This window comes from Pseudomonas sp. N2-3-1-14 (assembly GCF_041228395.1).
Lineage (GTDB): Bacteria > Pseudomonadota > Gammaproteobacteria > Pseudomonadales > Pseudomonadaceae > Aquipseudomonas.
In genome coordinates this window covers 2,745,301-2,766,710 of record NZ_CP166199.1, presented here as the reverse complement: position 1 = coordinate 2,766,710, position 21,410 = coordinate 2,745,301, and the positions used below count along the sequence as shown (strand labels likewise).

The window sequence follows — 21,410 nt, the reverse complement described above, 5'->3', positions numbered from 1 at the left end:
ACCAGCGCAAGCGCCCTCGCCCTGCGTAGGTGGCATTTTTTAAAGCACTGCTCCCATCGCCTTCATCAACACTGGATCGCGCCCATAAATATCCGGCGCGTAGACCAGGCCGCCCTGGCGATCGACTTCGACTGTCCAGTACCCCAGCAACACCGGCACCGGCGTGGCGAGCCTGAATTCATGGGTCACGCCGGTTGCCAGCAGTTCATCGGTGCGAGCGCGTTCGGCCGGGCTCACCAGCAGGTCACGCAGCAACAACGGCTGTTCCACCCTCACACACCCCGAACTGAACGCCCGTGGGCCTTTGGTGAACAACGGTTGGCTGGGCGTGTCGTGCAGGTACACCGAGTACGGGTTAGGAAAGCGCATCACGATCTTGCCCAATGGGTTGCGCGGGCCGGCCTCCTGGCGCAGGAGAATGTTGCCGGGGCGCGACCAGTCGACCTGATCGGGCGCCAGGGGGTGACCCTGGGCGTCAAGCACTTGCAGGTTTTGCTGGCGCAGGTATTCGGGGTTCAGACGGATAGCCGGGAGCTTGTCCTCGCGCATGATGGTGGGCGGGATGGTCCAGGTGGGGTTCAGCGTCAGCCGGGTGATGCGCGACTTGAGCAGCGGCGTCTGACGCTCCGCGCGCCCGACTTGCAGGCGGGTTTGCCACACCGGAATGCCGCTCTGGTAAACGCTCAATTGCGCGGCGGCGACGTTGACCAGCACGCCTTCAGGCTCAAGGTCCTGGGCGAGCCAGCGAAAACGCTCCAGGTTGATACGCAGTTGGTCGCGGCGCATCGCCGGGCTGATGTTGAGTTCGGCCACGGTGCCGGCGCCGATCACGCCGTCGGCCTGTAACGAGTGGCTGGCCTGAAAGGCCTTGACTGCCTTGACCAGCTCGTCGCGGTATTGCTTGCCAGTGCCGCTGGGCACTTTGGCCAAGTAGCCACCGCTGTGCAGGCGCCGCGCCAGTTCCGGCACGCGCGGGTCTTCCATGCCGGGACGCAAGAGTGGCCCGCTGGCGACCGGGTCCCAATGCGGCAACGGTTGCAGGCGCACGGCGGCATAGGCATTGCGCAGGCTGCGGTACAGATCGGCGCTGGGCCGCGCCTGGTCAAAGGCTTGCGCCATGTCTTGCAGGCCGGCGGCGGCGAAGGCCAGCACCTCGGTATTCGGGTCGCGGGCGGGTGGCTGGGAATGCCACAACGGTTCGAAGCGCGATTGCTGCAGGCGCCCGTAATGCAAATCCTGCAGGGCTTGCAGGTACTGGCGGCTGGTGTCGATGTCGCTGCACAGCACGTTGGCCGTGGCATCCGCCGTGGGCAGACTATAGTGGCTGGGGTCCAGGCCGTCGTCGGCCAGCGTCAGCAACTGGGTGTGCAAGGCTTGGCGGCGTTCTTCGCCAGACCACAGCGGCCCATCACCCTGCTGCTGATAGAACGCCTGCAGGCGCGCCAGGGCTGCGGCGTCGATCTGCGGGGCGAGGCTGGGGCACACACTGGGCAACTGCGCGAGGGCCTGTTGCACCGGGCTTGCGGAAATTACCGGCACGGCGCCCATCGGCAGCTCATCAGCCGTCGCGACCAGTGGTGCAACGAGCAGGCAAATGCTCAAGTAACATGCGTGTTTTTTGAACAATTGACTTGGCTCCAATCCACAGCGGGGGACGCTTTGTAGATGCTGACTTTTATGTGTCGCTTCGGTTTGATCACCGTCACGCTGGCAACGTTGAGCAATTTTGCGCTCGCCGCCAATGGGAATCCTCCTAACTTGTATAGCAGCCTGGCGCGCTCGGCTCCAGAACTCAATCCCGCCGTACTGAAAAGCGCCCTGAGCGCGGTGCAGTGCGCGGTCAATAACGGCGAGGAACGGTCAGAGCGCCTAGCGGTTATTGACTACTCCCAACCCTCGACCGCCCGTCGGTTATGGATTTTCGATTTGCGCAAAAAGACCCTCGTGTTGCGCGACCTGGTGGCCCACGGTGCCAAGTCCGGGGAAAACTTCGCCACGCAATTTTCCAATCTCGAAGGCAGCCATCAGTCCAGCCTGGGCTTGTTTCGCACCCAGGAAAGTTACCTCGGCGCCCACGGCTACTCGTTGCGCATGGACGGCCTGGAGCCCGGTTTCAATGACCAGGCACGCGACCGTGCGCTGGTGATTCATGCCGCCGACTACGTCAACCCGGCGTGGAGCAAGCGCGAAGGCCGCATCGGCCGCAGCCAGGGTTGCCCGGCGGTGCGCCCGCAAGTGGCGCGCCAGGTGGTGGATAAACTCAAGGATGGGCAGTTCATGTTTTCCTGGTACCCGGACCAGCGCTGGTTGAAGTCATCGACGTATCTGAACTGCAAGCCCCAACAAGTGGCGAGTAGTCGTACAATCCGTGGTGGTTAGCCTGTCCCCACAGATAAAAGAGAGCGCCGCATGCTTCTACATACCTCCACCTGGATCGAGATTGGGCAGTTTCTGGAACGCAGCCGCACGGTGGTGATTCCCATCGGTTCCAACGAACAACACGGCCCCACCGGCCTGCTGGGCACCGACTGGATGTGCCCGGAGATCATCGCCCACGAGGCGCAGAAGAACGCCGACATCCTGATCGGCCCGACCTTCAATATCGGCATGGCCCAGCACCACCTGGGTTTTCCCGGCACCATTTCGCTGCGCCCTTCCACCTTTATCGCCGCCATTGGCGACTGGGTGCGCTCGCTGGCCGGACACGGTTTCGAGAAGATCCTGTTCCTGAACGGCCACGGCGGCAATATCGCCACGATTGAAGCGGCGTTTTCCGAGCTGTACGCCGAAGCCAGTTTTGCCCGCCGCCCCGCCGGTTTCGCGCTCAAGCTGGTGAACTGGTGGGACCTGGAAGGCGTACACGATTTGGCTCAACGCCAATTCCCGGTGGGCCACGGCAGCCATGCCACGCCGTCAGAAATTGCGGTGACGCAGTGGGCGTACCCGCAATCGATCAAGTCCGCCGAGTATTCTCCGCAAATCGCCAATACCGGGCCGATCCGCGAAGCGCTGGACTTCCGCGCCCGCTTCCCCGACGGGCGAATGGGTTCGGACCCGGCGCTGGCGACGGTGGAAAAAGGCGGTGAGTTGGTGGCGTTGGCAGCCAAGGGGTTGGTCAAGACCGTGAACACCTTCAGCAGCGAAGCAAAACCCTAGGCCAGGCCCATCGCAAATGTGGGAGCGGGCTTGCTCGCGAAACGGTGGATCAGTCAATAAATGTATCGACTGATACGCCGCCTTCGCGAGCAAGCCCGCTCCCACACATTCAAACCCTCAGGCGTGCCTGGATTATTTGCAGTCCTGCGCCGCCAGCTCCAGCCGCGACGGTTTGATCGCCGAGGCCAGTGGCTTGCGCTCGTACAGGAACACCTTGGTGCCGTCCTGGGACTTGTAGGCCTCCAGCACATCATCGGCTGCAATCTTGCTGGTCAACACCACCTTGGCGTGGCGCGAGTTCTGCGTCACCGTCGAGGTGATGCCGCGTTTTTCAAGCTTGGGCACTACGCACTGCACATAGCCTTCAGGGGTTTTGTCGGTTTGCAGGGTCAAGCTTGGAGCGTTGGGAGCAGTGATACAACCGGTCAGCAACAACGAAGCAAAAGCCAGGGCCGGGACGAAAAAAGAGCGCATAAACATTCCTGAAAATAACCAAATAGGGTTCACAACGATCCGCGCGTCATCCCGCGCGGACCAGGGCCTTTAGCGACGCATCAAACTGCTTCAAGGCATCGAGCTGTACATCACGCTGTTGTTCAATCTGCGCGGCAATGTCCGGGGCCGCCTTGTCATGCACCCATACCGACGGCACCTGTTTGTGCACCGAGCCTTCAGCCTTGGCAATGTATTGCAGATCGGCGTCATAGAACCGCGCCACAAAACGCGCCTCGACCTGATCGTTACGCTGGGTCAGCAATTGGTTATGGGTATCGAGCATCACCACCACATCCGGGTGAGCCTGCACCAGCTCATCCAGGCTGCTGTAGACCGTGACGATGCGAAACGTGCCCTGCAATGAACTCATCAGCCAATCTATCGCCAGTTCCGGGTCGGAGCTGTTGACGAACGCCTCGCGGATGCGCCCGTCAAGGGCATCCTTGGCGCCGTTCATGGCCATGGCGTGGTAGCGTTCAAGGTAACTGAGGTTGTCGCGGGTGTTTTCGCTGTACAGCACACCCACCGACTGCGCGCGCTGCAGGGAGTCTACGCTACCGACGAGTGGCAGCAAATGGCCCGTAGGCAGATCATCAGCAAATGCGGGGCTGGTCAGAACCACACTGCCGAACATCAGCATCATTAAACCCAGTTGGATAATCGTCCTCATCGCGCATTTCCTTGATCAGCGTCTCGATGCGCTGATTCTGCGCTTTTGGCATAAAAACAGAACTTGCGATGCTTGATGGTGACTATCATTTGAACCGATAGTGTCGCGTCTCCCGACCTCTATAAAACTATAAGGACCACGCCATGAAGCCCCACCAGAAAACCTTCGACCGCATCCGCGAAGCCGTACTGCCGGAGTTTCGCGAGCGGGTCGCCGATTACCTGGTCGATTATGAAGACGTGCTGCAGGACGAGGCCGCCGACGCCGACCAGCGTTACGCCAGCGCCCAGCAATTGCGCGGCTACCTGCGGGGCTTGAACACCACCCGAGTGCTGGGCATGGCGGACTGGGAAGACCTCGACCGGCGCGTGTCCCAGGAATGGATGTAAACCCTTAGAGCGCTGGGCGTTGCAGGTTGACCCATGCCTGCACTGACGGCCGCTGCCATTGGCGCTGCGCGTAGTCCACCCATTCGGTGGGCACACTGTCACCGTTGAGGATCAGGCGATTGAGCATCACCGCCAGGTCAAGGTCGGCAATCGACCACTCGCCGAACAGGTACGGTGGGTTGCCGGCCAACAGCGTCTGCGTCGCACTGAACAACTTGCGTACGGCCGCTTCGGCGGCGGGCGACAACGGCGGCATTTTCTGCCCGTAAAACACCACCAGCGTCGAGCGCTCCTGACGGATCGCCAGCAAATCACTGCGCAACCACGCCTGAACCTGCCGCGCCCTCGCCCGCTGCTGTGGGTCAGCCGGGTACACCGGCGTTTCGGGATAGACCTGTTCCAAGTATTCAGTGATTGCGCAAGATTCCGACAGGGCAAACTCGCCTTCCACCAACGTCGGCACACGCTGGGTCAGCGACAGTTGGGTAAAGTCCGCCGTCTGGTTTTGCGCGGTGTCCAGGTCCAAGGTGAGCATGTCGAACGTCAGGCCTTTTTCGCGCAGGGTGACAAACACCGACATCGCGTAGGGGCTGGTGAACTGGGAATCCACATAGAGGCGTAACGGGCGTGGGTGCATGGCAGGTCTCCTTGGGTGAGCACCCACGCTACGAGAGGCGGGGCAATAAAGACAATGGCGGTTTTTTATGGGGGCATTCCTGGCGGGAATAGCCTCGATAGTGGCAATATCACATCGATTCGCTAGTTTGCGAAAACGCCCCGCCATTCGAAGCTTTCAAGGAACGATCAGCTTATGAAACAAGCAGTTGTCGTCATACACGGCATCGGCGAGCAACGCCCGATGGACACCCTGCATGGCTTTGTGGATGCCATGATTCCCGCCGACACGCCCGACGGCACGCCCTTCTACTGGAGCAAGCCGGATCGGCTGTCACGCAATTTCGACCTGCGCGTCTTGAAGTCGTCCGGCCGCACCAGCACGGATTTCTACGAGTACTACTGGGCCCACAAGATGCAGGGCACCAAAGTCGGCCACCTGCTCAGTTGGCTCTGGGACATCTTCAAGCGCCCACGCCGCGATATTCCCGACGCCATCGTGCCGATCTGGCGCACCACGCGCTGGACGGTGATGCTGCTGGTGCTGCTGATCGCTAGCGGCACCCTCGCCACGGCCTGGGGCCAGTTCGATCACAGCGACAACCCCTTCGCGCTGGTGCCGTTGCTGCTCGGCGCTATAGGCCTGGCGCTGCGTTACTCGGCCCTGTCCTACCTGGGCGACGCCGCCCGTTACCTGAGCCCCAACCCGCAGAACGTGGTGGTGCGCGAGCAGATTCGCGCCGACGGCGTGGCGTTGCTGCGGGCCCTGCACAACAAAGGCGATTACGACCGCATCATCGTGGTCGGCCACAGTTTGGGCAGCGTGATCGCCTACGACATCGTCGGTTATCTGTGGCACGAACATCACGATCAGCTGACCCAAGTCATTCCAAGCAACCGCGAACTCGCCAGCCGTTATGCCAATCACGAAGCGCTGCAGCCGGTCATCAAGGACACGCTGCCCAACGCCGGCGCCGCGCTTGACGGCAGCCTGGGCAGCGTATTGAAATTTCGCGAGCAGCAGACCGAAGCCTTTATCGAGCAGCGCGGCCTGGGCAACCCATGGCGCATTACCGATCTGGTAACCGTCGGCAGCCCGATGGCCCACGCGAGCCTGTTGCTGGGACGCAGCGTCAGTGACTTCCAAAAACGCATGGAGCGCCGCGAAGCCCCCGCCTGCCCGCCCACTCAGGACGAAAAGGGCTACGGCTACAACGCCCGTCATCCGGTGATGCTCGGCCAGAAACCCTTCACGCCCCAGTATTTGCACCACGCGGCGGCATTTGCAGTGACGCGCTGGACCAACCTCTATTTTCCCGCGCCCTATGGCCTGTTTGGCGACATCGTCGCGGGCCCGGTCAGCCCGGTGATGGGCGCAGGCGTGCTGGATTTGCCGGTGACCGTGGGCTCGCGCAAAGGCTGGCTCGCCCGCTCATGGCTCAGCCACACCCACTACTGGAGCGAGCGCGGCGGCGCCCAAGGTTACCTCGGTGCGCTCTCCACGGATGAACACGCGATCACCCAGGGCCCGCGTCCGTCAGCCACCGAAGCGTTGCGCTGGGCCGTCGACCTCAAGGGCCTGCGGCGCTTGCGCCCGGCGCGCGCCAAAGAAAGCCTGACGCAGGCTTAGCCGGCAAAACCGCCTTTATCGAGAAACTCACGCTCTTGCGCCGTGGTGCCCCTGGCCAACACTTCATTACGGTGTGGAAAGCGCCCAAACCGCTCGATGATCGCGGCATGCTCCTTGGCCCAATGGTAGGTGCTGGCATCCAGCTGCTGGTTCAGCACCAACGAGCGCTGCTGATCGGCGGGGTCTTCCGAATGCTCGAACGGCAAGTAACAGAACGCCCGCAGCTCGGGCTCGATCAATTGGTCCAGGCCAGCATCGACCATCCGCCGCGCGTACAAACGCGCCAGCGGGTCGGTGGCAAACATGTGCGCGGTGCCACGAAAGGCATTGCGCGGGTATTGATCCAGCAGGATCAACAAGGCCAGCGCGCCGTGTGCCGAATCCAGCCAGCCCTCCAGTTCGCGCCGAGCCGCTTGCATATGCGTGGCATGGAAGGTGTCGCGAAAGGCCGCGTCAAACGCGTCGTCCTTGGCGAACCAGCGCTTGGGGCCTGCCTGCTTCCAGAACTCGATCACCGCCTCGGCCGGTTGCCCGTTGATGCTCGACATCATTACCTCCCATTGGCTTGCAGATTTCATCATTGACGCCGGCAGAATCCATTAAGTTTCCGCTCTGGAGCCGCTCCTGCTTCGCAGCGGTCGTGCCATCGCACATAGGGTTTACCGGATGATTCACCGTCTTGCCCAGGTTTTCAGTGATTCCAATGGCCACGTGCGCACCAAGCTGTTTGGCATTTACGGCATTTTGGTCGCCATTAACGTCGGCGCCTGGCTCTGGGCGCTGGTGGCGTTTCATCAGCACCCCGTGTTATTGGGCACTGCCCTGCTCGCCTACAGTTTCGGCCTGCGCCACGCGGTGGACGCCGACCATATCGCCGCCATCGACAACGCCACCCGCAAGCTGATGCAAGAGCAGAAACGCCCGGTGGCGGTGGGGTTCTTTTTCTCTCTGGGGCATTCGTCGGTGGTGGTGCTGGCCTCGATTGGCGTGGCCCTTACCGCCGCCCATGTCGAGGCGTTCAAGGCGGTTGGCGGTGTGATCGGCACGTCAGTGTCGGCGGTCTTTCTGCTGGTGATCGCGCTGATGAACCTGGTCATCCTGCGGTCGATCTACAAGGCCTGGCGCCACGTGCGCGAGGGCGGCGCTTACGTCGATGAGGATTTCGACCTGCTGCTGGCCGACCGCGGTTTCATGGCGCGAATCTTCCGCCCGCTGTTTCGCCTGATCAGCCGCAGTTGGCACCTGTACCCGCTGGGTTTTCTGTTTGGGCTGGGGTTTGACACCGCCACCGAAATCGCCCTGCTGGGCATTTCCGCCACGCAGGCGGCGCAGGGCTTATCGCCGTGGTCGATCATGGTGTTCCCGCTGCTGTTCAGCGCCGGCATGTCGCTGGTTGACACGCTGGACGGCCACTTGATGCTCGGCGCCTACGGCTGGGCGTACATGAAGCCGCTGCGCAAGCTCTACTACAACATGAGCATTACCTTGGTCTCGGTGGTCGTGGCGGTGATCATCGGCAGCATCGAGGCGCTGGGGCTGATGGCCGACCAGTTGGAGCTCAAGGGTGATTTCTGGGGCTTTATCGGCAACCTGAACGACAGCTTCGGGATGCTCGGCTACATCATCATCGGGATTTTCGTCGCCAGCTGGGCGGCGTCGGTGTTGCTGTACCGCTTGAAGGGCTTCGACCGGCTCGCCTGAAGTCGAGAAGCAGGTCAGCCACATTCGGGACTGACACACTGCAATCGCGGGCAAGCCCCTCCCACATGTTTAAACCGCGTTACGCCAGCTCAGCGCGCAGTTGACGCGCCGCGGTGACCATATGAACCAACGCCGCTTCTGTCTCCGGCCAGCCGCGGGTTTTCAAACCGCAATCCGGGTTGACCCACAGGCGCTCGGCCGGAATCCGCTGGGCGGCCTTGCGCAGCAAGTTGGCCATTTCCGACGCATCCGGCACGCGCGGCGAGTGGATGTCGTAGACGCCCGGGCCGATGTCATTGGGGTACGCGAACGCTTCGAACGCGTCCAGCAACTCCATGTCCGAGCGCGACGTCTCGATGGTGATCACGTCGGCGTCCATCGCCGCGATGGACTCGATCACATCGTTGAACTCGCTGTAGCACATGTGCGTGTGGATCTGGGTTTCGTCACGCACGCCGCAGGCACACAGGCGGAACGCTTCGGTGGCCCAGTCCAGGTAGTGTTGCCACTGCGCCCGGCGCAACGGCAAGCCTTCACGGAACGCCGCTTCGTCGATCTGCACGATCTTGATGCCGGCCGCCTCCAGGTCAACCACTTCGTCACGAATCGCCAGCGCCAGTTGACGCGCCTGCACTTCGCGGCTCACGTCTTCGCGCGCAAACGACCACATCAGCATGGTCACCGGGCCGGTCAGCATGCCCTTCATCACCTTGCTGGTCAGGCCTTGGGCGTAGCGGATCCACTCCACGGTCATGGCTTTGGGGCGGCTCAGGTCGCCGAAGATTACCGCCGGTTTCACGCAGCGCGAACCGTAGCTCTGCACCCAACCGAAGCGGGTGAACACGTAGCCGTCGAGTTGTTCGGCGAAGTACTCGACCATGTCGTTTCGTTCGGCTTCGCCATGCACCAACACGTCCAAACCGAGGTTTTCCTGCACTTGCACGGCGTGCTTGATCTCGCTGTGCATCGCTTCGACGTACTCGGCTTCGCTCAACTTGCCGGCCTTGTACGACTGGCGCGCCAGGCGGATCGAGGCAGTTTGCGGGAACGAACCGATGGTGGTGGTCGGTAACAGCGGCAGGTTCAGGCCGGCACGTTGCTGCTCGATACGTTGGGCAAACCGCGACTGGCGCTGACTGTCCTTGGCGGTGATCGCCGCCACGCGGGCTTGTACGGCAGGTTTGTGAATTCGCGTTGAAGCCGCGCGAACCGCTTGCACGGCGCGGCTCTGCGCCAACGCGGCGCGTACATTCGGTGCCTGCGGCGCGTTGACGGCCTGGGCCAGCACCGCCACTTCCGCGCACTTCTGCACGGCGAAGGCCAGCCAGCTTTTCAGCTCGGCATCCAGCGTGTCTTCACGGCCCAGGTCGACCGGGCTGTGCAGCAGTGAGCAGGACGGCGCCACCCACAAACGATCACCCAACTTTTCATGTGCGTGCTGCAAGGTCGCCAAGGCTTTTTCCAGGTCGCAGCGCCAGACGTTGCGGCCATTGACCACGCCCAGGGACAACACTTTGTAAGCCGGCAGGCGATCAAGAATGGTCGGGTACTGCTCCGGTGCACGCACCAGATCGATGTGCAAACCATCGACCGGCAGGTTGGCGGCCAGGCCGAGGTTTTCTTCCAGACCACCGAAGTAGGTGGCCACGAGCTTTTTCAGCGGGTCGCGCTGGATCAGGTTGTAGGCGCGCTCAAAAGCGTTTTTCCAGTCTTGCGGCAAGTCCAGAACCAGGATCGGCTCGTCGATCTGCACCCACTCAACGCCCAGGTCAGCCAGGCGCTGAAAGATCTGGCCGTACAGCGGCAGCAGGCGATCGAGCAGGTCCAGCTTGTCGAAGTCACCGCCCTTGGCCTTGCCCAACCACAAGTAGGTCAGCGGGCCGATGACGACGGGCTTGACGTTGTGGCCCAGGTCACGGGCTTCCTTGACCTCTTCAAACAGCTGCTCCCAACCCAGGTGGAATTGCTGGTCAGCACTGAATTCAGGCACCAGATAGTGGTAGTTGGTATCGAACCACTTGGTCATTTCCTGGGCGTGGGCACCGCCGCAGCAGTTGTCGCTGACGCCACGGGCCATGCCGAACAGCGTGTGCAATGTGGCTTGGCCGTCGGCTGGGCGGAAGCGCTCAGGGATCACGCCGAACATCAAGGAATGAGTCAGGACCTGGTCGTACCAGGCGAAATCGCCGACCGGCAACAGCTCGATGCCGGCCTGCTTCTGCAACGCCCAGTGAGTGTTGCGCAGGTCACGGCCAACGGCGCGCAGGCCGGCTTCGTCGAGTTCGCCCTTCCAGAACGCTTCCTGCGCTTTTTTCAATTCACGATCGCGTCCAATGCGCGGAAATCCCAGGGAATGAGCGACTGCCATGACTTACAACTCCAATGTCGATATTTGATGGCAGCCATTGTCGACACCCACTCATCGTGAGACAAACTCATTCTATTCCAGATGATCACAAGATCTGCTCATATTGAAGCGACGTGGAGATAGAACGCGTGAAACATGAAATACGCACAGCCGGCCAACGCCAGGCCCATGCAGCGGTTGAACCACGTGAACGCCGCCGCCCCACTGATCCTGCGTCCTAACATGGCGCCCAACAAGGCGTACACCCACGGCGCGCCGACCGCGCCCAGCCCCAGCAAAGCCGAAACCCCGGCAATGGACGCGCCGGTGATATGCGCCGCCGGCAACATCACGCTGGTAATCGGCAAAACCGCCACGATGCCCTTGGGGTTGAGCAACTGAATCACCAGGCCATTCCAGAACGTGAGGGCCTTGCCGGGCGTGCTTGAAGTTTCTTCAACCACCGTGCGGGCAGTGAACACCTGATAGGCGAGGTACAGCGTGTACACCCCGCCGACCAGCGAGATATACGGCAGCGCCGCCTGGGAAATGATCGCCTCGCCGGTGTAGCCAAACAGCACGAACATCAACAGCATCGCGCAGCCCACACCGAAGTAGAACCCGCTGGAGCGACGGAATTTGCCGGTAAGCCCGGCGTTCAGCCCCATCAGGTTCACAGGGCCCGGGCTGTACATGACGCTGAAGGCGTAGAGGAAAATGTCCATGGAGAAACCTGCCGTAGAAGAAGTCCGGCGAGTCTACTGAGGCGCTTTGCGCTGAATCTTGTACGTTTGTGGTTCAGCCTGTGGTGAGCAGTCTTTCAGCGGCGAGCAGGCCTGTTGTGGCGAGCGGGCTTGCCCCGCGTTGGGTGGCGAAGCCGCCCCAAAAACCGGCTGACGTGATTTGCCTGAATAAATGCGTTGTTCTTATTGGGGCTGCTTCGCAGCCCAACGCGGGGCAAGCCCGCTCGCCACAACAAGCCCGCTAGCCACAACAGGTCCGCTAGCAACAGCGAGCCCTGTTTCCCGCAGCGATTCATTCACCCCAGCCTCTGCGTGCTGAAATAAACTGTGCGGGTACCTAGTGGGATTATTTATGACTCAATCCAGCGAAGACTTTTCGATACGCACGTTGGAAGACCCTCCCGCGCAGCTGCGCAATTTGGAAAAGCAGGCCGTTGCCGAAGGGTTCAGGTTCCTGACGCGGCTGATAACCGAATGGGAAAACCGCACGAACCGGTTTGACCAACCGGGAGAGTGCCTTGTGGGAGTCTTTCGACAGGGCCAGTTGATTGGCGTTGGAGGCCTATCCCGCGACCCATACGCAGGCCCGCAAATCGGTCGGCTACGCCGGGTATACATAGATCCAGCGATGCGTGAGCGTCGTATTGGTGGAGAGCTTGTCAGCTATTTACTGGAATACGCCGCTAAACAGTTTCAAGCAGTGCGTCTTTCCACGGATAGTCCAAATGCCATGAAGTTTTATCTGCGCTGTGGTTTTCACCCCGTGAGCGACGACACCGCAACCCACGCAAAGTCGCTGCTACCCTCAATCGGCAATGACCCGGAGACCGCATGCAGGTGATAAACAACAGCAGACCTGAGTACATGTCCAGGCTCGAGCAACTTCTGTACGGCAATAACTACAGCGTCTCAATAGACCTGTATGGCCCACTGGATGCGAACCTTCCGCTGATCGAGGTGCTTAAATCAGCGGTGAATTCGTCATGTGAAGTCCCCCGCAGTGCACTCATCAGTGTTGATGAAGCGCGGGCACACATTCTTGAGTCGTTGCTTTACTCAGGTGATCCGGCTGCCGGGCCAATCGACCTGCCTGCTAAATGCAGTGAAATAACCTCACTGGTTGAGCAACTGCTGGAAGGTGCCCAGGTCAATAAAGCCGACGCTATCTACAGCTTTCACCTCGCTAAAGGCCACCCAGGCTACCCGGTGTGGTGGGAGTTCGCCCTGGATGTCCATGCGCGAGGCAGTCGTTGGATTCTGCTGGGTTGCAGCAGCGATTAGGCGTAAACCCCAATCGTGAATTGGGGCGTACGCCACTCGACGACTTACAGCAACGGAATCGAATAACTCACAAACACCCGATTCTGATCCTGGTCGCGCGCCACTTCACTGCGCGACACGCCGTTGCGCCAGCCAAAGCCGACGTTTTTGAACGTGCCGCTCTGCACCACGTAATCCAGGGAGATGTCCCGTTCCCATTCGCTGGCAGTGTTGCCGGCGGTGGTGAGGATATGGTCGCCCTTCAAATACATCACCGACGCCTTCAGGCCAGGCAGGCCCAGCGCGACAAAGTCGTAGGCGTATTGCGCAAAGGCGGTGCGTTCGCCGGCCTGGATGAAGGTTTGCACGGTGCGGTCGGTGTAAAGGTACAGACTCGAACCGCCCTCGCCTTTGTTGACCAGGCCACCCTGGTTGAGTTGGGCGAAGTTGCTGTCATCGGAGACTTGCTGGTAACCCGCGGTGATCGCGTGCGGGCCCAGCGAGTAGATGAACGCGGCGCTCCAGGTGTTGTTGTCGATTTCGCCGTTGCCGTTCCGGGTATAGCCGCTGAATTTATACCCTTCGGCACGCCCGGCGGCAGTGCTGTTCTTGCCATCGGAGGTGGTGTTGAAATAACGCAGGTCGGTTTTCAATGAGCCGTAATCGCCCAACGGCAATACATGGATCAACCCGGCAAAGTGCTGTTGGTAATAGTCTTCGAGGTTGGCGTAGTAGTACTGGACCAGCAGGTCCTTGTTCACTTGGTAGTCGAAACCTGCGTAGTTGAATTTATTGCTCTCTTGCGTGCCACCCGCGGCCGCCAGGCCACTGCGATCGCTTGAGCCACGGCCGGTGGTGTGTTGCAGCTGGCCGCCGATCAGCGTCAGGTTGTCGATGTCTTTGCTGGTGACCTGCGCGCCCTCGAAGGATTGCGGCAGCAGGCGGCCATCGTTGCTCACCAGGATCGGCAAGTTCGGGCGCAGGTAGCCGTAGCGCAGTTCGGTTTTGGCAAAACGCGCCTTGGCCGTCGCGCCACCGCGCGCCCAGCTGTCGGCTGCCTTGCCGTCATCGGTGGGGATCATCGAGCTGCCCACGTGGCGGCCAGCGCCGCTGTCGAGGGTCACACCGAGCATGCCGACGGCGTCGAGACCAAAACCGACGGTGCCGTCGGTAAAGCCCGACTGGTAGTTGAGGATAAACGCCTGGCCCCACTCTTCGGTCTTCGACGGTGCGGCGGCGCCATCGCGGTTGTCGTTATTGAAGTAGAAGTTGCGCAGGCCCAAGTTGGCTTTGCTGTCGCTCAAAAAATCAGCCGAGGCCAAGGGGCTCAGGGCAATACCCAGGCCGCCGGTTAATACACTCAGTACATTCAAAGTAGCTTTCATCAGGACGAACTCCGGCGCGGAATCCAGGTTCCGGGCGCGTAAAAAGGGCAGCAGGATGCACGCGACCAACTTAGGGTGGCCGCCGCGTTAACCAACGTTTAAGTGCTTAGTTGAGTGAAGTGAACCTCCGTAAAACCTCAGTCAATCAATCCATGAGCGTCATAAAACGGATACGGCCCCGGGTAGTCCCCGAACACGCCGTTGTGGCTGATCAACCCGTGCTGTGCATCCCAGCGGTGCAGCAGGTAGCCGGCCGGCTCCAGGTTGAAATGCGCAGGCGCGGCGTCTTGCAGGTCAAGCACGATCTGGTGCGAGGTGCCGGGGCATACGCAACTCAGGCTGCCGCCAAAACGCCGTTGCATCGGGCGGTGCAAATGCCCGCACAACAGGCGCTCCACGTGTGGGTGGCGGGCGACGACGCGCTCCAGGGCGGCGGCGTTGATAAAGGGCTCGCGGTCCATATGGCCGATGCCGCTGCTAAACGGCGGGTGATGCAGGATCAGCAAGGTCGGTGCCTCGGAGCGCAGCGCCAATTGCGCGTCGAGCCACTGCAATTGGCTGTCGAGCAGTTGGCCGCCGTGACCACCGGGAATGGTCGAGTCCAGGCCGATCAAGCGCAGCGGATGCTCATCCACGACCCAATCCAGCGGGCCGTCTGCCGACGTCGGCAGATAAGCGTGATCGCCGAACGCATCCAGTAACGGCCCGCGCGTGTCGTGGTTGCCGGGCACCAGGTAGCAGGGCATGTGCAGGCGCGCCAACTCCGGGTGCAGCACGGCGTATTCATCGGCGCGGCCAAAATCCACCAGGTCGCCGCTGATCACTACGATATCGGGCCGTGGGTGACTGGCGTTCAGATGGTCGACGGCGCGGCGCAGTGCCCCCAGGGTATCGACCACGCCATAGGTCAGGCGATTACCGGCTTTAAGGTGCAGGTCGCTGATCTGCGCAACAAGAAACGGACGGTTCAAAATAAGCTCTCACGCATTCAGGGTGAACACCACGTGCGGCGCGATTGCCAGGGCAATCGGCGCGCCGACGCGGTGCAGTTGGTTGTCGCTGCTGTCCACCAGCAGCGGTTGCGGGCCGCCCACATCCACCAGCAGGCGGCTTTGTGCGCCCTGGAAGAACTGCGCGACCAGATGGCCGTGCAGGTGCCCTTCGTCTTCCATCACGCGCAGGTGTTCGGGCCGGCAGTACACGGTGCTCGGTAAGCTGGCGCCGTGCCACGGCAGTTCGCCGCCGCAGACTTTCAGGCCGTGGGCAGTCCGCGCCAACACAGAGAAGGCATTGAGGTTGCCGACAAAGCCTGCGACAAACGCATTGGCCGGTTGTTGGTAGATCTCCCGAGGGCTGGCCAGTTGCGCGATACGCCCCTGCTCCATCACCAGGATGCGGTCGCCCAGCGCCATGGCTTCGCCCTGGTCGTGGGTGACGAACACCGAGGTGATGCCAAGCCCGCGCAGCAGTTGATCCAGCTCGCTGCGCAGGCGCTCGCGCAATTGCGCATCCAGGGCGGCCAACGGCTCATCGAGCAACAGCACTTTGGGACGCGGTGCCAGCGCGCGGGCCAAGGCCACACGCTGACGCTGGCCGCCCGACAGTTCATGGATGCTGCGCTTGCCGTGGTGCTGCAAGCCCACCAGTTCCAACAGTTCCTCGCAGCGCTTGTTGCGCTCAGGCGCCGACACGCCGCGAATCTTCAAGCCGTAGACAATGTTGCCGGCCACGTCCAGGTTGGGAAACAGCGCGTAATTCTGAAACACCATGCCCACATCACGGCGCTCAATGGGCAAACGCGTGACATCTTGATCGCCGAAAAACACCTGGCCGACGTTCGGGCGTTCCAGGCCGGCAATCAGGCGCAAGGTCGTGGTTTTGCCACAGCCGGACGGGCCAAGAATTGCCAGGGTTTCGCCGCCTTCGACGCTCAGGTTCAGGTCATGCACGGCCACGGTGCCGTCGGCGAATGCCTTGCGACAGCCCTGCAGGCGAATAGTGATAGCGGTCATCGACGCTCTCCACGGGACAAACGAGCACTGATGGCCTGCAACGCAATCAGCAGCGGCACGATCATCAGCAAAAAGATAAGGGTGTAGGCGCTGGCGATTTCCAGACGCGCCGAGGCGTAGCTGTCGGCCAAACCCACCGGCAGCGTCTTGGTCATCGGCGTGTGCAGCATCCAGGTCAGGTTGAACTCACCCAGGCTCAGGGTGACCACCATCAGCACGCCGGCCAGAATGCCCGCCCGGCAATTGGGCACCACCACGCTGAAAAAGCGCTTGATCGGCCCCGCGCCAAGGCTGGCGGCAGCCTCTTCCAGCACCGGCAGTTGCTGACGTTGCATCACCGCCATCACCGGGCGCACCAGGAACGGCAAGGTGAACAGCACATGGCCGACAAGGATGAACAGCCAACTGCTGCGAAAGCCGCCGAATTGGCCGTAGGTCAGCAGCAACGCCAACGCACTGGCCAAACCCGGCATCGCCACCGGCAGCACCATCAGCTCTTCGAAGGCTCGGCTGAAGCGGTTGTTCATGCGCACCAAGGCATAGGCCGCCGGCACGCCGACCACGCAAACGCACACTGCACAGGCCAGGGCCAATTGCAGCGACAGCCACACCGTGGGCGAATAGGCCTGCCACACCTGCACCAGCCAGTCGAAGGTCAAGCCGCTGGACAGGCCGACGAAGAAGTTACGCGTCAGCCCGGCCAGCAACGACATCAACACCGGCACCAACATGAAGGCGCACACCAGCAGGGTAAACAGCAGTTGCACCACAAACAGCGATGAGCGCTTCACAGGACCGTCCCCGCGTTTTTCACCAGGCGACGCGTGAGCAGCAACACCGCCCAGGTCACGGCACCGAGCACCACCGACAGCGCGGCGGCGACGGCAAAGTTGGCGTAGTTGGTGAACACGTTGTAGATCGCCACGGGCGTGACATTCAGCCGCGTGCCCAAGGTAAAGGCGGTACCGAACGCGCCCATGGACGTGGCAAAACAAATCGCCCCGCACGAGGCCAACGCAGGCGCCAGCCCCGGCACGATCACGTCGCACACCACCCGCCAATGCCCGGCGCCCAGTGAGTGCGCGGCTTCCTCCAGGCTGCGGTCGAGGCTTTCGCACGCGGCCATCACCGTGAGGATCACCCGCGGGATCGAGAAGTACAGGTAGCCGACAAACAACCCCGCCAGCGAGTACGCGAAAATCCAGCGTTCACCGGCCAGTTGCAGGCCCAGGGCCGCAAACAGGCCTTGGCGACCGGCCAACAGGATCACCAGAAAGCCCACCACCACGCCAGGAAACGCCAATGGAAAGGTGAGCAATGCCACCAATGCCGAACGCCCGAAGAACTGCTGCCGCGCGAGGAATACACCACTGATGCCGCCGATCAGTAACGCGGTGAGCGTCACAAACACGGCCAGCACGCAGGTCTGCGCCAGGCTGCCCAGGTACTGCGTGCTGCTGAGCACCTGCCAATAGCCGCTGCCGTTGCTGTCGCGGCGCTCGGTGCCCAGCACGATCAAATGCGCCAGCGGCAACAGCCAGAACGCGAGCAGCACTGCAAAGGCCGGGGCCAGTGCCCAGGCGGCATGTTTTGCCGAGGTTGCCACTTACTTGACCTCGCTCAGGTAACGGGCGGCGAAGGCTTCCTGCACAGCGGCCATTTTTTCGTAGTCCACCACACCGGCGCGGGCGTAGTCGCTGTCGGGCAGGAACTGCGCGGCGACGTCGGCCGGCATTTTCATTGCGCGCACCGGGCGCAGGTAGGCCTTGGCCCACAATGCCTGGCCTGCATCGGAGAGCACGAAATCGAGGACCTTTTCAGCGTTGGCGCGGTGCGGCGCGTTGGCCACCAGGCTCATCACGTACGGCACGCTGATGCTGCCTTCTTTGGGGATCACGAAGGCAACGTTGGCGTTGTCCTTGTAACGCGCGCGGTAGGCGTTGAAGTCGTAGTCCACCAGAATCGGCAGCTCACCGGACAGCACCCGCGCATAGGCGGTTTGCTTGGGCACGATGGGCGCGTTTTTGGCGAGCTTCTGGAAGTAGTCGATGGCCGGGGCGAAGTTATCCAGGTCGCCGCCCAAGGCGCGGTTGATCGCCACGGCGGAGACGTAGCCGACAAACGCGCTGGACGGGTCGAGGTAACCGACCATGCCTTTGTACTCAGGCTTGAGCAGGTCGGCCCAGCTTTGCGGCACGGGCAAGCCGCCCAGTGCATCGACGTTGACCATGATGCCCAAGGTGCCGGAGTGAATCGCAAACCAGTGGCCGGCCGGGTCTTTCAAACCAGCGGGAATCTGCTCCCAGCCCTTGGGCTTGTAGGTGCCGACCACGTCGGCCTTTTGCGCCTGCAAGCCGAAGGTCACGCCGTAATACACCACGTCGGCCACCGGCGCGGCTTTCTCCGCCACCAACTGCGCCAGCGACTGGCCGGAGTTCTTGTTGTCGAGCGGCACCTGCACGCCGGTATTGGCGGCGATCGCCTTGATTTGGCTGCCCCAATCGGCCCAGTCGGGTGGGCAGTTGTAGCAAATTGCGGTGTCGGCCGCCTGTGCAAGGCTGGCCACGCCGCACAGCAGCACGGTTGCCAGGGTTTTACTGAACGCGCGCATCAGGTGTCTCCTCAAGGGGTTGAGTGCTGTCGCCGGGCCGGATATGGCACGGCAGGCAATGGGAAATCGGGGCGTTGCCGGCGATCTGCGCCAGCAATTGGTCAATCACCGTGCTGGCCAGCAGGCCGATGGGCTGCACCACGCTGCACAGCGTCGGGTGCATCTGGGTGCCGAGGGCGATGCCGTCAAAGCCCATCACCGAGAGTTGCTCGGGCACATTCCAGGCGTTGCGGCGCAACTCGGCGATCAGGCTGATCGCCAGGAAGTCGTTGGAACACACCAGCGCGGTCGGCGCCTGCGGGCCTTGGAGGAACGGCTCGATTGCCGCGAACTCGGCCTGGGTGTGGGCCGGCATTTCAATCACCGCGCGGCTTTTGAGCCCGTACTCGCGCATCGCGTCGCAATAGCCGGCGTAACGAAGGCGCGCACGGTCGGACTGCAACGCGGGGCCGGCGACCATGCTGATGCGCCGGTGCCCGGCTTCGAGCAAATAACGCGTGGCCAGGGCCATGCCCGCGCGGTTGTCGACCGACACGGCGCTGTAGCTGGGGTTGCTGGGTTGGTGATACGCCAGCACGAACGGTGTTTGTTCGCTGGCAAGGCTGTTGAGCACGCTGTTGCTTTCGGCGTCGGTCACGGTTAACACCAGCCCGTCGACGCGCTGGCGCAGCAACTCTTCCACCACAATGCTTTCGCGTTCGCTGCTGTAGTCGGTGGTCGCCAGCAGCAGGCTATAGCCGCGCAGCCGGGCGGCACGCTCCATGGCCTGGAACTGTTCGGCAAACACCGGGTTAAGCAGATTGGGCACCACCACGCCAATCAGTTGGGTGGTTTGCAGGCGCAGTTGGCGGCCGAGCAGGTTCGGCCGAAAGCCCAGCTCGCGGGCGGCGGCGAACACTTGCTCACGGGTCGCCGGACGCACCTGGTCGGGGGAAGCAAAGGTACGGGCGGCGGTGGCGCGGGATACCCCGGCCAGCTGCGCAACGTCTTTCAGGTCAGTCATGGTCACTCGCTTGAGATCGATCTCATTGGCGAGGACAGTAACGGCGGAATGTGGCAGTAGCGTGGTGCCAAGATGACGGTTTGATGGCAGCGCCCCCGTGCTAAATGTGGGAGGGGGCTTGCCCCATCAGATCGGTGTGTAGCCACAGATAGTCATACTCCGCGGGTATGCTTGGAAACCGGCGCAGCAAAATCCGCCCGCTAACCTTTCGATCTGATCCAAGTGCGGGCACAATGCGTGTCCTTTTTTGGCAGGCACCGCCGCAGGCTCTCAAAAATGATCAAAACGCCGTACTACCTCATCGATAAACAGAAACTTCTGGTCAACATGCAGAAGATTGCTTACGTGCGCGAACAGTCCGGCGCCAAGGCTTTGCTGGCGCTCAAGTGCTTTGCCACCTGGTCGGTGTTCGACCTGATGCAGCAATACATGGACGGCACCACCTCGTCGTCGCTGTATGAGTTGAAGCTCGGCCGTCAGAAGTTCGAAGGCGAGGCGCACGCCTACAGCGTGGCCTGGGCCGACGATGAAATCGAAGAGATGCTGGAGAACTGCGACAAGATCATCTTCAACTCGATCAGCCAGCTGCAACGCTTTGCCGAACGCAGCGAAGGCAAGACCCGTGGCCTGCGAGTCAACCCACAGGTGAGCAGCTCCGACTACCTGCTGGCCGACCCGGCGCGACCATTCAGCCGTTTGGGCGAATGGGACCCGGTGAAGATCGAAGGCGTCATCGAGCAGATATCCGGTTTCATGTTCCACAACAATTGTGAGAACGGCGATTTCAGCCTGTTCGACAAGATGCTCGGCACCATCGAAGAACGCTTCGGCGCGCTGCTGCACAAGGTCAAGTGGGTCAGCCTCGGCGGCGGCATTCACTTCACCGGCGAAGGCTATGCCATCGACGCGTTCTGCGCCCGTTTGAAAGCGTTCTCCGAGAAGTACGGCGTGCAGGTTTACCTGGAACCGGGAGAAGCGGCGATCACCAACAGCGCTTCGCTGGAAGTCACCGTGCTCGACACCCTCTACAACGGCAAAAATCTCGCCGTGGTCGACAGCTCCATCGAAGCCCACCTGCTGGACCTGCTGATCTATCGCCTCAACGCCAAGCTGGCGCCGAGCGAGGGTGAACACACTTATATGGTGTGCGGCAAATCCTGCCTGGCTGGGGACATCTTCGGCGAGTATCAATTTGATCGTCCGCTGGCCATCGGCGATCGGCTGTCGTTCATCGACACCGCGGGCTACACCATGGTCAAGAAAAACTGGTTCAACGGCCTGAAAATGCCGTCCATCGTAGTGAAACAACTCGACGGTACTGTCGAGGTGGTTCGTGAATTTGGTTACGACGACTACCTGTCCAGCCTTTCGTAAGCTGGCGGATAAAGGAGAG

Annotated in this window: 22 protein-coding genes; 8 read left to right on the top strand and 14 right to left on the bottom strand. The window is 61.6% G+C overall.

Features of this window, described 5'->3' with window-relative positions; translation table 11 throughout:
* Nucleotides 1-39: 39 nt before the first annotated feature.
* On the bottom strand, nucleotides 40-1,626 hold the full coding sequence (locus tag AB5I78_RS12850) for a murein L,D-transpeptidase (RefSeq protein WP_369302356.1): 1,587 nt from the start codon (nucleotides 1,624-1,626) through the stop codon (nucleotides 40-42).
* Nucleotides 1,627-1,665: 39 nt separating this feature from the next.
* Here AB5I78_RS12850 and AB5I78_RS12845 point away from each other — a divergent pair, with 39 nt between their 5' ends.
* Complete coding sequence (locus AB5I78_RS12845) at nucleotides 1,666-2,379, top strand: murein L,D-transpeptidase catalytic domain family protein (protein WP_145164484.1); 714 nt, start codon at nucleotides 1,666-1,668, stop codon at nucleotides 2,377-2,379.
* A gap of 30 nt (nucleotides 2,380-2,409) precedes the next feature.
* The gene (locus AB5I78_RS12840; protein ID WP_119741790.1) at nucleotides 2,410-3,156 is read left to right on the top strand and encodes a creatininase family protein; all 747 of its coding nucleotides are present in this window, start codon (nucleotides 2,410-2,412) and stop codon (nucleotides 3,154-3,156) included.
* Between the two features lie 132 nt (nucleotides 3,157-3,288).
* Here AB5I78_RS12840 and AB5I78_RS12835 read toward each other — a convergent pair whose 3' ends face one another.
* A complete protein-coding gene (locus AB5I78_RS12835; RefSeq protein ID WP_145164486.1) occupies nucleotides 3,289-3,630 on the bottom strand; it encodes a hypothetical protein in 342 nt (113 codons plus the stop codon).
* Between the two features lie 46 nt (nucleotides 3,631-3,676).
* Nucleotides 3,677-4,321, bottom strand: a complete 645-nt coding sequence (locus AB5I78_RS12830; protein WP_145164487.1) for an ATPase — start codon at nucleotides 4,319-4,321, stop codon at nucleotides 3,677-3,679.
* 143 nt (nucleotides 4,322-4,464) lie between these two features.
* Here AB5I78_RS12830 and AB5I78_RS12825 point away from each other — a divergent pair, with 143 nt between their 5' ends.
* Nucleotides 4,465-4,710 carry a hypothetical protein gene (locus AB5I78_RS12825; RefSeq protein ID WP_145164489.1) on the top strand — a complete coding sequence of 82 codons (246 nt, stop codon included), beginning with the start codon at nucleotides 4,465-4,467 and terminating at the stop codon, nucleotides 4,708-4,710.
* Between the two features lie 4 nt (nucleotides 4,711-4,714).
* Here the strand turns inward: AB5I78_RS12825 and yfcF are convergent, their stop codons facing one another.
* Complete coding sequence (gene yfcF, locus AB5I78_RS12820) at nucleotides 4,715-5,347, bottom strand: glutathione transferase (RefSeq protein WP_369302357.1); 633 nt, start codon at nucleotides 5,345-5,347, stop codon at nucleotides 4,715-4,717.
* Nucleotides 5,348-5,521: 174 nt separating this feature from the next.
* On the opposite strand from yfcF, the gene AB5I78_RS12815 reads away from it, so the two are divergent.
* A complete protein-coding gene (locus AB5I78_RS12815; RefSeq protein WP_369302358.1) occupies nucleotides 5,522-6,955 on the top strand; it encodes a hypothetical protein in 1,434 nt (477 codons plus the stop codon).
* Here AB5I78_RS12815 and AB5I78_RS12810 read toward each other — a convergent pair.
* On the bottom strand, nucleotides 6,952-7,503 hold the full coding sequence (locus AB5I78_RS12810) for a DUF924 family protein (RefSeq protein ID WP_145164495.1): 552 nt from the start codon (nucleotides 7,501-7,503) through the stop codon (nucleotides 6,952-6,954). The two genes, AB5I78_RS12815 and AB5I78_RS12810, sit on opposite strands and share 4 nt — an antisense overlap.
* 118 nt (nucleotides 7,504-7,621) lie before the next feature.
* On the opposite strand from AB5I78_RS12810, the gene AB5I78_RS12805 reads away from it, so the two are divergent.
* Nucleotides 7,622-8,656 carry a HoxN/HupN/NixA family nickel/cobalt transporter gene (locus AB5I78_RS12805; RefSeq protein WP_369302359.1) on the top strand — a complete coding sequence of 345 codons (1,035 nt, stop codon included), beginning with the start codon at nucleotides 7,622-7,624 and terminating at the stop codon, nucleotides 8,654-8,656.
* A gap of 79 nt (nucleotides 8,657-8,735) precedes the next feature.
* On the opposite strand, the gene metE is transcribed toward AB5I78_RS12805, so the two are convergent.
* Nucleotides 8,736-11,024 carry a 5-methyltetrahydropteroyltriglutamate--homocysteine S-methyltransferase gene (metE, locus tag AB5I78_RS12800; protein ID WP_369302360.1) on the bottom strand — a complete coding sequence of 763 codons (2,289 nt, stop codon included), beginning with the start codon at nucleotides 11,022-11,024 and terminating at the stop codon, nucleotides 8,736-8,738.
* A gap of 98 nt (nucleotides 11,025-11,122) precedes the next feature.
* Entirely contained in the window at nucleotides 11,123-11,728 is a 606-nt protein-coding gene (locus AB5I78_RS12795) for a LysE family translocator (RefSeq protein WP_369302361.1), read from the bottom strand.
* A gap of 370 nt (nucleotides 11,729-12,098) precedes the next feature.
* Here AB5I78_RS12795 and AB5I78_RS12790 point away from each other — a divergent pair, with 370 nt between their 5' ends.
* Both AB5I78_RS12790 and AB5I78_RS12785 read left to right on the top strand, forming a co-directional pair.
* Entirely contained in the window at nucleotides 12,099-12,587 is a 489-nt protein-coding gene (locus tag AB5I78_RS12790) for a GNAT family N-acetyltransferase (RefSeq protein ID WP_369302362.1), read from the top strand.
* Nucleotides 12,578-13,027: a hypothetical protein gene (locus tag AB5I78_RS12785; RefSeq protein ID WP_369302363.1), complete on the top strand. Its 450-nt coding sequence runs from the start codon at nucleotides 12,578-12,580 to the stop codon at nucleotides 13,025-13,027. Before AB5I78_RS12790 ends, AB5I78_RS12785 begins: the two co-directional genes overlap by 10 nt.
* A 44-nt stretch (nucleotides 13,028-13,071) precedes the next feature.
* Here the strand turns inward: AB5I78_RS12785 and AB5I78_RS12780 are convergent, their stop codons facing one another.
* From AB5I78_RS12780 to AB5I78_RS12750, 7 genes are all read right to left on the bottom strand, one after another.
* Nucleotides 13,072-14,391 (bottom strand): OprD family porin, encoded by a 1,320-nt coding sequence (locus AB5I78_RS12780; protein ID WP_145164508.1) that lies wholly within the window; start codon nucleotides 14,389-14,391, stop codon nucleotides 13,072-13,074.
* Nucleotides 14,392-14,528: 137 nt separating this feature from the next.
* On the bottom strand, nucleotides 14,529-15,362 hold the full coding sequence (locus AB5I78_RS12775) for a phosphodiesterase (protein WP_369302364.1): 834 nt from the start codon (nucleotides 15,360-15,362) through the stop codon (nucleotides 14,529-14,531).
* Between the two features lie 9 nt (nucleotides 15,363-15,371).
* Nucleotides 15,372-16,403 carry an ABC transporter ATP-binding protein gene (locus AB5I78_RS12770; RefSeq protein ID WP_369302365.1) on the bottom strand — a complete coding sequence of 344 codons (1,032 nt, stop codon included), beginning with the start codon at nucleotides 16,401-16,403 and terminating at the stop codon, nucleotides 15,372-15,374.
* Complete coding sequence (locus AB5I78_RS12765; protein ID WP_242197392.1) at nucleotides 16,400-17,194, bottom strand: ABC transporter permease subunit; 795 nt, start codon at nucleotides 17,192-17,194, stop codon at nucleotides 16,400-16,402. The genes AB5I78_RS12770 and AB5I78_RS12765 overlap by 4 nt, the downstream gene beginning before the upstream one ends.
* Nucleotides 17,191-18,009 (bottom strand): ABC transporter permease, encoded by an 819-nt coding sequence (locus AB5I78_RS12760; protein ID WP_369302366.1) that lies wholly within the window; start codon nucleotides 18,007-18,009, stop codon nucleotides 17,191-17,193. The genes AB5I78_RS12765 and AB5I78_RS12760 overlap by 4 nt, the downstream gene beginning before the upstream one ends.
* Nucleotides 18,010-19,014 carry an ABC transporter substrate-binding protein gene (locus AB5I78_RS12755; RefSeq protein ID WP_369302367.1) on the bottom strand — a complete coding sequence of 335 codons (1,005 nt, stop codon included), beginning with the start codon at nucleotides 19,012-19,014 and terminating at the stop codon, nucleotides 18,010-18,012.
* Complete coding sequence (locus AB5I78_RS12750; protein WP_145164520.1) at nucleotides 18,998-20,017, bottom strand: LacI family DNA-binding transcriptional regulator; 1,020 nt, start codon at nucleotides 20,015-20,017, stop codon at nucleotides 18,998-19,000. Before AB5I78_RS12750 ends, AB5I78_RS12755 begins: the two co-directional genes overlap by 17 nt.
* A 276-nt stretch (nucleotides 20,018-20,293) precedes the next feature.
* On the opposite strand from AB5I78_RS12750, the gene AB5I78_RS12745 reads away from it, so the two are divergent.
* On the top strand, nucleotides 20,294-21,391 hold the full coding sequence (locus AB5I78_RS12745) for a carboxynorspermidine decarboxylase (RefSeq protein WP_145164522.1): 1,098 nt from the start codon (nucleotides 20,294-20,296) through the stop codon (nucleotides 21,389-21,391).
* The last annotated feature ends 19 nt before the right edge of the window (nucleotides 21,392-21,410 follow it).